The 13,331-nt window shown below is 67.5% G+C and carries 13 protein-coding genes and 1 tRNA gene; 3 read left to right on the forward strand and 11 right to left on the reverse strand.

Features of this window, described 5'->3' with window-relative positions:
- The first annotated feature begins 97 nt into the window (after nt 1-97).
- On the forward strand, nt 98-1,123 hold the full coding sequence (locus PO605_RS14400) for an AraC family transcriptional regulator (RefSeq protein WP_272206566.1): 1,026 nt from the start codon (nt 98-100) through the stop codon (nt 1,121-1,123).
- A gap of 142 nt (nt 1,124-1,265) precedes the next feature.
- Complete coding sequence (locus PO605_RS14405; RefSeq protein WP_047472238.1) at nt 1,266-2,279, forward strand: Bug family tripartite tricarboxylate transporter substrate binding protein; 1,014 nt, start codon at nt 1,266-1,268, stop codon at nt 2,277-2,279.
- On the opposite strand, the gene PO605_RS14410 is transcribed toward PO605_RS14405, so the two are convergent.
- The 6 genes from PO605_RS14410 to PO605_RS14435 form a co-directional block, all read right to left on the reverse strand.
- Nucleotides 2,266-3,717: an amidase gene (locus PO605_RS14410; RefSeq protein WP_272206567.1), complete on the reverse strand. Its 1,452-nt coding sequence runs from the start codon at nt 3,715-3,717 to the stop codon at nt 2,266-2,268. The two genes, PO605_RS14405 and PO605_RS14410, sit on opposite strands and share 14 nt — an antisense overlap.
- A 100-nt stretch (nt 3,718-3,817) precedes the next feature.
- Complete coding sequence (locus PO605_RS14415; RefSeq protein WP_034364072.1) at nt 3,818-5,311, reverse strand: ABC transporter substrate-binding protein; 1,494 nt, start codon at nt 5,309-5,311, stop codon at nt 3,818-3,820.
- A 136-nt stretch (nt 5,312-5,447) separates the two neighbouring features.
- Nucleotides 5,448-6,290, reverse strand: coding sequence for an ATP-binding cassette domain-containing protein (locus PO605_RS14420; RefSeq protein ID WP_016445691.1), 843 nt, complete (start codon nt 6,288-6,290; stop codon nt 5,448-5,450).
- Complete coding sequence (locus tag PO605_RS14425) at nt 6,287-7,342, reverse strand: ABC transporter ATP-binding protein (protein WP_047470545.1); 1,056 nt, start codon at nt 7,340-7,342, stop codon at nt 6,287-6,289. Before PO605_RS14425 ends, PO605_RS14420 begins: the two co-directional genes overlap by 4 nt.
- 14 nt (nt 7,343-7,356) lie before the next feature.
- Nucleotides 7,357-8,274, reverse strand: coding sequence for an ABC transporter permease (locus PO605_RS14430; RefSeq protein ID WP_016445693.1), 918 nt, complete (start codon nt 8,272-8,274; stop codon nt 7,357-7,359).
- Nucleotides 8,271-9,233, reverse strand: a complete 963-nt coding sequence (locus PO605_RS14435; RefSeq protein WP_272206568.1) for an ABC transporter permease — start codon at nt 9,231-9,233, stop codon at nt 8,271-8,273. The genes PO605_RS14430 and PO605_RS14435 overlap by 4 nt, the downstream gene beginning before the upstream one ends.
- 290 nt (nt 9,234-9,523) lie before the next feature.
- Between PO605_RS14435 and PO605_RS14440 the strand changes: the two genes are divergently transcribed.
- A complete protein-coding gene (locus tag PO605_RS14440) occupies nt 9,524-9,787 on the forward strand; it encodes a YfhL family 4Fe-4S dicluster ferredoxin (protein WP_016445695.1) in 264 nt (87 codons plus the stop codon).
- 4 nt (nt 9,788-9,791) lie between these two features.
- On the opposite strand, the gene pth is transcribed toward PO605_RS14440, so the two are convergent.
- From pth to ispE, 5 genes are all read right to left on the reverse strand, one after another.
- Entirely contained in the window at nt 9,792-10,415 is a 624-nt protein-coding gene (gene pth, locus PO605_RS14445; protein ID WP_016445696.1) for an aminoacyl-tRNA hydrolase, read from the reverse strand.
- A 124-nt stretch (nt 10,416-10,539) separates the two neighbouring features.
- Nucleotides 10,540-11,169 carry a 50S ribosomal protein L25/general stress protein Ctc gene (locus PO605_RS14450; protein WP_016445697.1) on the reverse strand — a complete coding sequence of 210 codons (630 nt, stop codon included), beginning with the start codon at nt 11,167-11,169 and terminating at the stop codon, nt 10,540-10,542.
- Between the two features lie 172 nt (nt 11,170-11,341).
- Complete coding sequence (locus PO605_RS14455; protein ID WP_026063011.1) at nt 11,342-12,301, reverse strand: ribose-phosphate pyrophosphokinase; 960 nt, start codon at nt 12,299-12,301, stop codon at nt 11,342-11,344.
- A 44-nt stretch (nt 12,302-12,345) separates the two neighbouring features.
- Nucleotides 12,346-12,422, reverse strand: a tRNA-Gln gene (locus PO605_RS14460).
- Nucleotides 12,423-12,451: 29 nt separating this feature from the next.
- Entirely contained in the window at nt 12,452-13,315 is an 864-nt protein-coding gene (gene ispE / locus PO605_RS14465; protein WP_047470554.1) for a 4-(cytidine 5'-diphospho)-2-C-methyl-D-erythritol kinase, read from the reverse strand.
- Nucleotides 13,316-13,331 lie beyond the last annotated feature (16 nt).

Below are 13,331 nucleotides of genomic sequence, written 5' to 3' on the forward strand. Positions count from 1 at the left end.
GGCCTGTTCACACTAGTGCGGGGCCGTGGCACAGTCCCTCCATGCTTTTTCGCTCACGCCCCTTGGCGCCATGAGCAGCGGCGTCCTCATCCAACCCATGCCACAGACCACGGCCCACACCATTGCCATTGCCCAGGTCCTGCAGATCGTGCAGGGCGTGCAGCGCAATGGCATGGATGTGCCAGCCATCCTGCGCCGCGCCGGCATTGCGCCTGCTCTGCTGGATGCGCCGCTGTCGCGCGTGACCCAGGCGCAGTACGCGGCGCTGATCCGCGTGCTGCGCCGCGTCTGCCGCGACGAGCTGTGGGGCCTGTGCCGCCATCCGCTGCCCGTGGGCAGTTTTGCCCAGGCCTGCCGCACCATGCTGCCTTGCCGCACGCTGGGCGAGGCATTGCAGGCCGGGCTGCGTTTCTACCGCCTGGTGCTGCGCGACTTCGCGCCCCGGCTGCAGGTCGTGGACGGCGTGGCCCGCATCGCCATGGTGTCGCTGCGCGAGCGCGATGCGCCGCTGGCCTATGCCGAGCGGTCCTTCTGCTTTCTGGGCTATGGCGTCATGTCGTGGCTGGTGTCGCGCAGGATAGAGCTGACGGGCGTGTGCGCGCCGTCCGGAGCCAGCATGCCGTATGGCACGGAGGCGCAGCGCCTGTTCCTGGCGCCGCTGCAGCGCGACCGCGACTTCACGGGGCTGGAGTTCGATGCGCGCTGGCTGGAGCTGCCCGTGGTGCAGACCCCGGAGAGCCTGGCCGAATTCCTGGACCAGGCGGCCATGGGCCTGGTCATCCGCTACCGCGACCGCACGCGCCTGGGCGAGCGCATCCGCCGCCTGCTGCGCCGCGATCTGGCGGGCGAGCTGCCTTCGCTGGAGCAGGTCGGCGCCGCGCTGTCCATGACGCCGCAGACGCTGCGCCGCCGCCTGCGCGACGAAGGCCTGGGCTTCCAATCTCTCAAGGACGACCTGCGCCGCGACGCGGCCATCGAGCTGCTGAACCGGCCGGAGCTGACGCTGGCCGATATCGCCGCGCGCGTGGGGTTTGCCGAGGCCAGCACCTTCCACCGCGCCTTCAAGGGCTGGACCGGCCTGCCGCCGGGCGCCTACCGGCAGGCCCAGCATCGCGGCCGCTGATCTTTTTTGCCAATCATTTTGAGACGATCGGCGATTGGTGGCTGAAGGCCTGGTGGCCACACTGTCCATGGACCCTGCCACTGCGGCAGGGCACACCGCCCCGCCAACGAGGGCGGAGCACCGAAGGACAAGGAGACAAGCCATGGAATCGAGCCGACGCGGCTGCCTGCGGGCGGCGCTGGCATGCGCTGCCAGCGCCTCACTGGGTGCCGCCCTGGGAACGGCATCGCCGATCGCCTTTGCACAGCCGGCAGGCGGTGCCTACCCGTCCAAGCCGCTGCGCATGGTGATTCCCTACCCGGCAGGCGGCGGCACCGACATCATCGGGCGCATCATTGCCCAGCAACTGAGCCAGGCCTGGGGCCAGCCCGTGGTGGTGGAGAACCGGCCGGGCTCCAGCGGCATCATCGGCGGCGACGTGGTGGCCAAGTCGCCGCCAGACGGCTACACGCTGCTGCTGGGGATCACGGCCATGATCCAGTCGCCTGCGCTGTACGCCAGGATGCCCTATGACGTGCTCAAGGACTTTGCCCCCGTATCGCAGGTGGCCCTGTCCTCGGACCTGTTCGTGGTGCCGCGCGACGTGTCGGCCACGACGTTGCAGGAGTTCATCGCCCTGGTCAAGGCCCATCCGGGCAAGTACAGCAACGGCAACTACGGCAACGGCACCTCCTCGCACATGCATGGTGAGCTGCTGCGCGCCAGGGCCGGGCTGGACCTGGCGCTGATTCCCTACAAGGGCGCGGCGCCGCTGGTCAACGACGTGCTGGGCGGGCAGCTGTCGTCGGGCTTCATCGATGTGTCCTCGGCCAATGCGCACCTGAAGTCGGACAAGATCCGCATCCTGGCCATCACCGGCATGCAGCGCCACCCGGCGCTGCCCGAGGTGCCCACGTTTGCCGAGCTGGGCCTGGCCGGCTTCGAGGCCAATGGCTGGTTCGCCACCTTCGTGGCGGCGGGAACGCCGCGGCCCATCGTGGACCGGCTCTCGGCGGAGGTGCGGCGCATCGTGGCCACGCCCGAACTCAGCGGCCGCCTGGCCTCCATGGGCCTGCGCCCGGTGGGCGGCACGCCCGAGGAATTGGCCTCCGTCATGGCGCGCGACATGCCGCGCTGGGCGCGCATCGTGAAGGAGGCGGGAATCAGGCTGGAGTAGCCGATGCAGTCTGCGCCCGGTCCTGGCCCGACTGAACGGGCTGTGGCCAGGCGGGCTGGGGTGGGCGCAACTGCTCCAGCACCCGGCTGAGCCGGAGCACGCCCAGGTCGTCGAACCGGCGGCCTGCGATCTGCACGCCTATGGGCAGCTGCCCGTCATGCCCGCAGGGCACGGATGCGGCGGGCTGTTCGGACATGTTGTAGGGCACGGTAAAGGCAATGTGCTCCAGCGGCCGCAGCGGGTCGTTGGTGGGGCTGGGCAGGTGGGCCGGGAAAGCCGTGATCGGCGCCACGGGCGACAGCACGTAGTCGTAGGCCGCCGTGGCACGCACCGTGGCCGTGCGCAGAAGGTGCGACTGCTGGCTGGCCACGAACAGCTGCGTGGCTGTCAGTGGCGCGGCACTGTCGGCCCATTCGCGGATGAAGGGCAGGATCACGCGGCGCTGCGCGTCCGTCAGCGACTGCATCTCCACATGCGATCGCATGCGCCAGAAATGGTCGAGGCCGTCGAGCATGTCGCGGGTGAGCCAGGGCTCGATGCGCTCGATGTGCGCGCCGGCCGATTCCAGCCAAGCCGCAGCCTGCTCCACCACGGCGCGCACGCGGGGCTGCAGGGGCAGGCCGCAGCCGGCATCCAGCAGCAGGCCTATGCGCAGGCCGCGCGCCTGGGCAGGGTCCATGTCGAAGCTGTGCCATGCAATCTCCTGGTGCGGCAGGCCCATGCTGTCGCGTGCATCGGGCAGGGACAGCACCTGCATCATCAGCGCGGCGTCGGCCACGCTGCGGGTCATGGGACCTGCGCAGCGGCCGGTGTAGGGCGGGTCGATGGGCACGCGGCCCAGGCTGGGCTTGAGGCCGAAGATGCCGCACCAGCCCGCCGGCAGGCGGATGGAGCCGCCGATGTCCGTGCCCACGTGCAGCGGCCCGTAGCCGGCCGCCGCAGCGGCGCCCGCACCGGCGCTGGAGCCGCCCGGCGTCTTGTCCAGATCCCAGGGGTTGAAGGTGTTGCCGTGCAGCGAGGACAGGCCGGACGACAGCATGCCGTAGTCGGGCATGGTGGTCTTGGCGAAAAGGATGGCGCCTGCCTCGCGCAGGCGCGCTGCGGGTGGGGCATCCAGCGGGGCCGCGACCTGCGGCATGGCGGCCGTGCCCACGGGCGTGGGATCGCCGCGCGTGGCGATGTTGTCCTTGACCGTGGCGGGAACGCCGTCGAGCAGGCCGGCCGGCTCGCCGCGCAGCCAGCGGGCCTCGCTCTCGCGGGCCCGGGCCAGGGCGGCCTCGGGGCGCAGCAGGTAGGTGGCGTGCAGGGCCGGCTCCCAGCGCTGCACATGGGCCAGCAGGTCGTGCATGACCTCGACGGGCGAGAGGCTGCGGTTCCGGTAGGCGCGCAGCAGCGCATGGGCGGGCAGGTCGTGCAGGGCCTGTGTCGTTCCAGTCATCGCGGCTTCCTCGAAGATGGCGGTTCTTGCGGCAGATCTGGCGCAGTGTGGCCCGGTGCCACCGGCGCGCCTGTCGCCTGTGGCTCAACCTGTGCGCGGTTCAGGTGGCCCAGGACAGTGCGGAGAGATCGTTGACGAAGACGGGCATGTCCTTCCACAGTCCGCGCAGGTTCTTGTTGGCCACGGTGACCCATTGCGGCGTGTAGAGGAAGGCATGCACGCAATCCTGGGCCAGCAGGCGCTGCGCATCGCCCAGCAGGCGCGAGCGGTCGGCGGGGCGCGAGGCGTTCTTGATCTTGTCGTACAGCTCGTTGAACTGGGACGACTGGTAGCCCCAGTAGTAGTCGGGCTTGGCGAAGTTGCCCAGGTCGAAGGGCTCGACATGGGAGATCAGCGTCAGGTCGTAGTTCTTGAGCGTGTAGGTGCCCGACAGCCACTGCGCCCATTCGACGTTCTGCAGCTTGGCTCGGATGCCGATCTTGGCCAGCTGCGCGGCAATCACCTCGCCGCCCTGGCGCGCGTAGGGCGTGGGTGGCAGGGTCATGGTCAGCTCCAGCGGCGTCTTGACGCCGGCCTCGGCCAGCAGCGCCTTGGCCTTTTCCACGTCGAAGGGGTTGATGCCCGTGGTGTCCACGTAGCCGAAGGCCGTGGGCACGTAGTAGCTGCCAATGGGCAGGCCGTAGCCGTCGCCCGCGCCGTCGATGACGGCCTTGCGGTCGATGGCGGCGGCAATGGCGCGGCGCACCCGCGCATCGTTCAAGGGCTTGCGCGCGTTGTTCATGGCCAGGATGGTCTTGGCCCGCGAGCCGCTGACCACGACCTGGAAGCGCCCGTTGGCCTTGAACTGGGCCACGCTGCGCGGCGTGACGCGCGGGAAGGCGTCGACATCGCCGGCCAGCAGTGCGGCCACCTGGGCTGCAGGGTCGGAGATGAAGCGGAAGGTGGCACGGCGAATGCGCAGGCCGGGGGCCGTGCGGTACCGGGGCCAGGCCGTGAGCGTGACCGAGGCGCCCTTGTTCCAGTTGCCCAGCTGGTAGGGGCCCGTGCCCACGGGGCGCGTGGCGTTGGTGGCAGCGCTCTTGGGTTCCACGATGATGGAGGTCGCCTGCCCCAGCACGAAGAGGAAGTCGGGGTCGATGTCCTTGTTGGTGACGACTACCGTGTGGTCATCCACCACGCGCGTGGACAGGGCGGCGAAGGTGCGCTTGTCCTTGTTGGTGCTCTTGTCGTCGCCCGCGCGGTCGAAGGAATACTTCACGCTGTGGGCGTTGCAGGGCTCGCCGTTCTGGAAACTCACACCCTTGCGCAGGCGGAAGGTGTAGGTCTTGAGGTCGGGCGAGACCTCCCAGCTTTCGGCCAGCAGCGGGGAGACGCTGCCGTCCGGATTGATCTTGGTCAGCGTCTCGAACAGGTTGTAGAGCACGATCTCGCCAATGGACGATGCGGCGCCGGCCGTGGGGTCCAGCCCCGGCGGCTCCAGCGTCATCGCCAGCGTGACACTGTCCTTGCGGCCCTGGGCCAGCGCAGGCCAGGGCATCAGCAGGGGCAGGCCGGCAGCAGCGGAGCTGGCCAGCAGGGAACGGCGATTGAACATGAACAGGTCTCCGGAAATTCTTGCAGATGGGTCATAGGCCGCTGGCTGCGGCCTGCAGCAGTGTTTTTACACCAGGGCGCGCGTGCGCGTGGCCATGAGGACCCGGTCCGCTCCGGTGGTTGTCAGCTTTCGGCTTTCAGGCGCGGTGCTGCAGGGCGATGCGTGGCACGGCCCGTACCAGGGCCTGGGTGTAGGGATGCTGCGGGGCGTGGAACAGTTGCTGCGGAGCCCCGCGCTCGACGATGCGGCCTTCGCTCAGCACGATGGCGTCGTCGCACAGGTGCTGGACCACGGCCAGGTCGTGGCTGATGAACAGGTAGGACAGGCCCAGCTGCTGCTGCAGATCGCGCAGCAGGTTCAGTACCTGGGCCTGCACCGAGACGTCGAGGGCGCTCACGGGCTCATCGGCCACGATGAGGCGGGGCCGCGTGACCAGGGCGCGTGCAATGGCGATGCGCTGGCGCTGGCCGCCCGAGAATTCATGCGGGTACTTGTCCAGGTCCTGCACGCGCAGCCCGACCTGCTCCAGCGTGGCGCGGGCCAGGTCGCGCCGGGCTGCGCGCTCGGGCGGTGCAGGCTGGGCGGTCAGGGGCTCGCAGACGATGTGTTCCACCGTCATGCGCGGGTCCAGCGAACCGTAAGGATCCTGGAACACCATCTGGAAATCGCGGCGCGCCATGCGCAGTGCCTGGTTGCCGAGCCGGTGCAGATCCTGGCCCAGCAGCTGCACGCTGCCGGCGCTGGGAGTGTCCAGCGCCATGACCAGGCGTGCCAGCGTGGACTTGCCGGAACCCGACTCGCCCACCACGCCCAGGCTGCGCCCCGCCGTCAGCGTGAAATCCACGCCGCGCAGCGCATGCACCTGCTCCGGCGCGCGCCACAACGAGCGGCGTGGCAGCCGGTAGCTGCGGGCCAGGTCCGTCACCTGCAGCAGGGGCGGATCGGCAGCGGCCGGTGCCTGGCGGTCGTGCTCCGTCATGTGCTGCGGCCCTGCGTATGCATGCCCGGCGCAATGGCCTCGGAGCGCAGGCAGCGCACCACATGCGGCTGTGCCCAGGCCTGCAGGGCGGTGGGCGTGGGCCGCTGCGGGCGCTCCAGGACCAGGGCGCGCGGGCGCTCGCTGTGGCAGGTGGGCTCGGTATGGCTGCAGCGGCCCGCGAAGGCGCAGCCGGCTGGCAGGTCCACCAGCTCGGGCACGGTGCCGGCAATGGTGGGCAACCGCGCCGGCGGCTGGTGGCCTGGTCCCGAAGGCTCCAGCTGCGGCCTGGCGGCGAACAGGCCGCGCGTGTAGGGATGGGCGCGGCGCGCGAAGATGGCCTCGGTCATGCCGCTTTCGACCACGGTGCCGCCGTACATCACCTGCAGCTGCTCCACGTTTTGCGCGATCACTCCCAGATCGTGCGAGATCAGCAGCAAGGCCATGGAGTGCTCTGCCACCAGTTCCTGCAGCAGATCGAGAATTTGCTGCTGCACGGTCACGTCCAGCGCCGTGGTAGGTTCGTCGGCGATCAGCAGGTCGGGCCCGCAGGCCAGGGCCATGGCGATGGTGATGCGCTGGCGCTGGCCGCCCGAGAACTGGTGCGGATAGTCATCAAAGCGCTGGGCTGCGCGGGCAATGCCCACGCGCTCCAACAGGGCCACTGCGCGCTCGCGCGCGGCCTGGCGGCCCAGGCGCTGGTGGTGGCGCAGCGGCTCGGCCACCTGGCGGCCGATGCCGTGCACGGGGTTGAGGGCCGTCATGGGCTCCTGAAACACCATGGCCATGCGGTTGCCGCGCAGGCGGCACAGCGCGCGCTCGTCCATGTCCAGCAGCTCCTGGCCGTTGAGCCGGATGCTGCCGTCCACCTGCGCATGCTCCGGCAGCAGGCCCATCAGCGCCAGGGCGGTCAGCGACTTGCCGCAGCCCGACTCGCCGATCAGGCCCAGCGTGGCGCCGCGCTCCAGGATGAATTCCAGGTTCTGCACGGCACGCGCGCGGCCGCGCGGGGTCTGCAAGGTGATGGTGAGGCCGGAGACTTCGAGCAGGGGCATGGCGCGTGTCTTCCTCAGCGCTGGCGCGACAGGCGCGGGTCGAGCAGATCGCGCAGCCCGTCGCCCAGCAGGTTGAGCCCGAGCACGGACAGTGCAATGGCCAGGCCCGGCCACACGGCCAGCAGCGGGGCCTGGAACATGAGGGTCTGGGCCTCGCTGAGCATGCGGCCCCAGGAGGCCTGCGGCGGCTGCGTGCCCAGGCCCAGATAGGACAGGGCGGCTTCCGCCAGAATGGCCAGCGCGAACTGTATGGTGGCCTGCACCACCAGCACGGGCAGGATGTTGGGCAGCACATGGCGCCAGGTGATGCTGGCGCGGCCATGGCCGCAGGCGCGTGCAGCCAGCACGTATTCACGTGCCCAGACCGCCTTGGCCGATGCCCGCGTGATGCGCGCAAAGGTGGGAATGTTGAAGATGCCGATGGCAATGATGGCGTTGACGATGCCCGCGCCGAACACGGCCGTGAGCATGATGGCCGATAGCAGCGCAGGAAAGGCGAAACTGAAATCGGCCAGCCGCATGATGGCCTCTTCCACCCAGCCCCGGCAGGCCGCGGCGACCAGTCCCAGCACCACGCCCATCGACAGCCCGATGCCCACGGCGATCACGCCGACCAGGATGGAACTGCGCGCGCCCAGGAACAGCAGCGAGGCCACATCGCGCCCATAGGCATCGGTGCCCAGCCAGTGCAGGCTGCCGGGTGCGGCCAGCTTGGCATCCAGGTCCATGTCGTAGGCCGAGCCCGGCGTCCACCACAAGGACAGCAGCGCGGTGAGCAGCAGCAGCGCGGTCAGCATGGCACCCAGCATGAAGCTGCGGTGGCCCAGCATGCGCCGGCCCAGGCTGGCCGGCCTGCTGAGGGTGACCGCCCGCGTGGGCCGATGGCCCGGTGGCGCAGCGGTCGGCGAAACAGGGTTGCCTGGCTGGCTCATATGTCGCTGGCCTCGATGCGTGGATCAATGGCTGCGTACAGCACATCCACGATGAAGTTGATGACCACCATCATGGCCGCCAGCAGCAGCACGCAGTTGCGCACGACGATGAGGTCGCGGTTGGCGATGGACTGGAAGATCAGCCGGCCCAGGCCCGGCAGGTAGAACACGTTCTCCACCACGATGGTGCCGGCCAGCAACTGGGCAAACTGCAGCCCCATGACCGTGAGCACGGGAATCATGGCATTGCGCAGCACGTGGCCCCAGAGCACGGCGCGGCGCGGCAGGCCCTTGGCGCGGGCCGTGCGCACGAAGTCCTCGCGCAGCACTTCCAGCACGGCCGAGCGCGTGATGCGCGCCAGGATGGCCGCCTGCACCACGGCCAGCGAGATCGCCGGCAGCAGCAGGGCCTGCAGTGCGGGCAGGACGCCGCCGCCATCGGCCTCGCTCCAGCCTGGGAAGCCGCCTGCGGAAAACCATTGCAGCTTCACCGAGAACACCAGGATCAGCAGGATGGCGAACCAGAAATTCGGGATGGCAATGCCGATCTGCGCCAGGCCCATGACGCCCAGGTCGCCCCATCGGTTGTGGCGCGAGGCGGCATAGATGCCCGCTGCCAGGGCCAGCACGGTGGTGATGAGCATGGCCATCACGGCCAGCGGGGCGGTCACTGCCAGGCGCTCCAGCACCAGATCGCTGACCGGTGTGCTGTAGGCGTAGCTCAGTCCCATGTCGCCATGCAGCAGCCCCTGCAGCCACTGCAGGTAACGCTGCCAGGCTGGCTGGTCCAGTCCCAGCTGCTCGGCCAGCGCCTGCACGGCCTCGGGGGCGGCATCGGGCCCCATCAGCGTCTGGGCCGCATTGCCGGGCAGCACTTCCAGCACGCCGAACACCACGGCCGAGGCGCCCAGCAGCGTGGCTGCCAGCATCAGCAGGCGCTTGAGCAGGAAGACGCTCATGGGCAGTCGGCCTTGGCACGGTGTTGGGCTGTCACGTCGGCGGAATGTGTGTGGGTGGTTCTTGGCGGGCCCGAATGGTAATGCGCACGGTCCATGCGCGCAGCATAGCGGCCTTTGAAGGTGCATCGCTACGTGCCGATCCGGCGCGTATGCTTGCCCGTGCAGCCTTCATGCGTATGAAGGGGGCAGGATAATGGCGCAATGACTGATGCCACCTTGCTGCAAGGCCCGTTCGGGGTGCAAGGGCCTGCCCGGCCCGGAGCGTGGCGTGCGCTTGCGAGGGACCTGCCATGGCTTTGATGATCACCGACGAATGCATCAACTGCGATGTCTGCGAGCCCGAGTGCCCGAACGATGCGATCTCCATGGGCGAGGAGTACTACGAGATCGAGCACAGCAAATGCACGGAGTGCGTGGGGCATTTCGATGAACCCCAGTGCGTGCAGATCTGCCCCGTGGCCTGCATTCCCGTGAATCCCGCCCACGTGGAAGACCGCGAGACGCTGATGCAGAAATACCTGCGTCTGCAATCCCAGGCTCCCGCCGCTTCCTGATCGCTCAGCCCTTGTCGCTCTCGGCTGTGGCCGGGCGCACGGGCTTGGGGCGTGGAGGCTTGGTGGTGTGGATCAGCAAGGTCGCCTTGTCCATGTCGCCCGCCTGCAGCTCGGGCCAGGCCTTGAGCGAATGGGCAATGCTGTCCTCGATCAGCTGGCGCTGGTCGGGCGCGGGCTTCTTGAGCACCCAGTTGGCGACTTCGGCCTTGTGCCCCGGGTGGCCTATGCCGATGCGCAGCCGCCAGTAGTCGGCCGAGCCCAGCTGGGCATGGATATCGCGCAGGCCGTTGTGGCCGCCGTGGCTGCCGCCGCGCTTGAGCTTGACCTGGCCTGGGGCGAAGTCCAGTTCGTCATGGACCACGAGGACCTCCTCGGGCTGGATCTTGAAAAAGCGCGCCAGCGCACCCACCGATTTGCCGGACAGGTTCATGAAGGTCTGCGGCTCGAGCAGCCAGACACTCTCGCCACGCACGCTGGCGCGGGCCATGAGGCCGAAGTAGCTGCGCTCGGGCACCAGGTGGACCTTGAGTTCGCGCGCCAGCGCATCTATCCACCAAAAACCCGCGTTGTGGCGGGTGTCCTCATACTCCGGCCCGGGATTGCCCAGGCCGACAAACAATTTGATCATCGGGCGATTATCTCCATGGCGGCCGCAGCAGGCAGGCGATGGTGTTCACCATGCAAAAGGCCCACGCGAGGTGGGCCTTTTGCAGGTTGCGGCAGCCGCAGCCGCCGCAAGGGAAAGCCAAGAATTACTTCTTGCCCTTCTTTGCCGGAGCGGCCGGAGCCGCTGCGGGAGCTGCGGATGCATCAGGAGCCACTTCGGGCAGCTTGATGGAGATCAGGGCCGGGTTCTTGTTGGAGCCGCGCACCACAGCCTTCACGCCGTTGGGCAGCTTGACGTTCTGCAGGCCCAGGGTCGACTTGGAGGTCAGGCCGCTCAGGTCCACCTTGATGAACTCGGGCAGTTGGGCGGGCATGCACACCACGTCCAGTTCATGGATCAGGGGAGTGATGGTGCAGTTCTCGACCTTGACGGCCTGGGACTGTTCCATGCCCTCGAAGTGCAGCGGCACCTTCAGGTGAACCTTGGTCTTGTCGTCAACGCGCTGGAAGTCCACGTGCAGGATCAGCTGCTTGTAGGGGTGGAATTGCACGTCGCGCAGCACGACCTTGGAGGTCTGGCCGTTGACTTCCATGTCCAGAACGCTGGAATGGAACACTTCCTTCTTCAGGGCGTGCCACAGGGCGTTGTGATCGATCTCGATCAGTTGGGCTTCGGCAGCACCGCCGTAGACGATGCCAGGGGCCTTGCCCGAATTGCGCAGACGGCGGCTCGCACCCGTACCTTGCTTGGCGCGCTCAAAAGCGACGAATTGCATAACTAACTCCTAGATGGATGGACCGCGACCAGCCTCATCCGTTGATAAAAGAACGCCTGCCCCGTGCGGAACAGGCTGCTCTTGCGGTGTCCCGGGATGGTCCTGAAACCATCCCGGAACGCGCAAACCTCCCGAAGGAGGTTTGCTGGTTCAGACCACAGGGGCCGATATTTTATTCGGAGAACAGGCTCAGCACCGAATCGCCGGTGGAAATCCGCTGGATTGTCTGGGCAATCAGGGGGGCCACGGACAGTTGGCGGATCTTGCCGCAAGCCTGGGCTTCGGCGCTCAGAGGAATGGTGTTGGTCACCACGACCTCGTCCAGTGCACTGCCGTTGCCGATGCGCTCGATGGCCGGACCCGAGAAAATCGGGTGCGTGCAATAGGCGTAGACGCTCTTGGCACCACGCTGCTTGAGCACTTCGGCTGCCTTCACCAGGGTGCCGGCGGTGTCGATCATGTCATCCATGATCACGCAGTTGCGGCCGTCGATGTCGCCGATCACGTGCATGACTTCGGAGACGTTGGCCTTGGGGCGGCGCTTGTCGATGATGGCCAGGTCGCAGCCCAGCTGCTTGGCCAGCGCACGGGCACGGACCACGCCACCCACGTCGGGCGAGACAACGATCAGGTCTTCGTAGTTCTTCTGGCGCAGATCGCCCAGCAGCACCGGCGTGGCATAGATGTTGTCCACGGGGATGTCGAAGAAACCCTGGATCTGGTCTGCGTGCAAGTCCATGGTCAGCACGCGCTCGACACCCACGGCCTGCAGCATGTTGGCCACGACCTTGGCCGTGATCGGCACGCGGGTGGAGCGCGGGCGGCGGTCCTGGCGGGCGTAGCCGAAGTAGGGAATCACCGCGCAGATGCGCTCGGCCGATGCACGCTTGAGGGCGTCCACCATGACCAGCAGTTCCATCAGGTTGTCGTTGGTCGGTGCGCAGGTCGATTGCACGACGAAGACGTCGCGCGTACGCACGTTCTGCTTGATCTCGACGGCGACTTCTCCATCGGAGAAGCGACCCACGTCGGCTGCACCCAGCGTGGTGCCGAGGTGCTGAACGATTTCAGCGGCCATGCCAGGATTGGCATTGCCGGTGAAGACCATGATGTCAGGATGATGTGAATGCATTGAGCGCCCCAGTACGATGGGTTTGCCTTGACGCGAAAGACGTTTGGCAGGGGAGGAAGGACTCGAACCCTCGCATGCCGGAATCAAAATCCGGTGCCTTTACCAACTTGGCGACTCCCCTACACAGGCCCTCTGCCGCAGGCAGACAGCCTATAAACTCTCATCTTTGAGCCAATCCTTGAGGGGATGGGCCTGCAGATTCCTGCAAACTCTGACATTCCAGATGCCTGGGGCATTCTCGAAGTCGATTGTTTGCGTCAGTGGTGCAAATACTGCACTTCCCGAGCCCGTCATTCTAGCACGCAGTTTGAAGGACTTGAGCCAATCAATGGCTTTTTTCACTTCAGGCTGCAGCCTTTCGGCGACGGGCTGCAAGTCGTTCTGGCCAAAGTCATAGTGATCTGCAGCAAAGTCGGCGATTGTAGCATGGGCATGATCGCGCTTGAGGTCGGGGGCGCGGAAGATGGACAGGGTTTCCAGTCCCGCCTCGGGCTTGACCACCACGAACCGCTGGGGCGGCAGGGCATGGCTTTGCTCCAGCGGCGTGATGTGCTCGCCTATGCCCTCCACCCAGGCGGAGCTGCCGCACAGAAAGAAGGGCACATCTGCGCCCAGGCCCAGTCCAATGCGCTGCAGTTCGCGCCGGGTCAGGTTCAGTTGCCACAGGCGGTTCAGCGCCATGAGGGTGGATGCCGCATCCGACGATCCTCCGCCCATCCCGGCCTGTGCCGGCAGGCGCTTTTCCACGCCTATGTGCACGCCCTGGCTGCAGCCGGTGGCCTGTTGCAGCGCGCGTGCGGCCCGCATGATGAGGTCGTCGGCAGGAAGGGCCATGCCCGAGAGGTCCTCGCGGCTGACGTTGCCGTCGCCGCGCTTGTCGAAGTGCAGCGTGTCGTGCCAGTCCAGCAGCATGAAGACCGATTGCAGCAGGTGGTAGCCATCGTCTCGGCGGCCGGTGATATGGAGGAACAGGTTGAGCTTGGCCGGAGCCGGCACGTCGTGGAGCGAGCGCATGGGCTGGAGAGGATGA

Origin of the sequence: Delftia sp. DT-2, from assembly GCF_028401915.1 — a bacterium.
Classification (GTDB): Bacteria; Pseudomonadota; Gammaproteobacteria; order Burkholderiales; family Burkholderiaceae_C; genus Comamonas; species Comamonas tsuruhatensis.

Excerpts from the sequence above, each read along its gene's own strand:
- PO605_RS14455 (WP_026063011.1), bottom strand. The coding sequence starts at position 12,301 with ATGCATTCACATCATCCTGACATCATGGTCTTCACCGGCAATGCCAAT.
- PO605_RS14450 (WP_016445697.1), bottom strand. The coding sequence starts at position 11,169 with ATGCAATTCGTCGCTTTTGAGCGCGCCAAGCAAGGTACGGGTGCGAGC.
- PO605_RS14420 (WP_016445691.1), bottom strand. The coding sequence starts at position 6,290 with ATGACGGAGCACGACCGCCAGGCACCGGCCGCTGCCGATCCGCCCCTG.
- ispE (WP_047470554.1), bottom strand. The coding sequence starts at position 13,315 with ATGCGCTCGCTCCACGACGTGCCGGCTCCGGCCAAGCTCAACCTGTTC.
- pth (WP_016445696.1), bottom strand. The coding sequence starts at position 10,415 with ATGATCAAATTGTTTGTCGGCCTGGGCAATCCCGGGCCGGAGTATGAG.
- PO605_RS14410 (WP_272206567.1), bottom strand. The coding sequence starts at position 3,717 with ATGACTGGAACGACACAGGCCCTGCACGACCTGCCCGCCCATGCGCTG.
- PO605_RS14430 (WP_016445693.1), bottom strand. The coding sequence starts at position 8,274 with ATGAGCCAGCCAGGCAACCCTGTTTCGCCGACCGCTGCGCCACCGGGC.
- PO605_RS14400 (WP_272206566.1), top strand. The coding sequence starts at position 98 with ATGCCACAGACCACGGCCCACACCATTGCCATTGCCCAGGTCCTGCAG.
- PO605_RS14435 (WP_272206568.1), bottom strand. The coding sequence starts at position 9,233 with ATGAGCGTCTTCCTGCTCAAGCGCCTGCTGATGCTGGCAGCCACGCTG.
- PO605_RS14425 (WP_047470545.1), bottom strand. The coding sequence starts at position 7,342 with ATGCCCCTGCTCGAAGTCTCCGGCCTCACCATCACCTTGCAGACCCCG.
- PO605_RS14440 (WP_016445695.1), top strand. The coding sequence starts at position 9,524 with ATGGCTTTGATGATCACCGACGAATGCATCAACTGCGATGTCTGCGAG.
- PO605_RS14405 (WP_047472238.1), top strand. The coding sequence starts at position 1,266 with ATGGAATCGAGCCGACGCGGCTGCCTGCGGGCGGCGCTGGCATGCGCT.
- PO605_RS14415 (WP_034364072.1), bottom strand. The coding sequence starts at position 5,311 with ATGTTCAATCGCCGTTCCCTGCTGGCCAGCTCCGCTGCTGCCGGCCTG.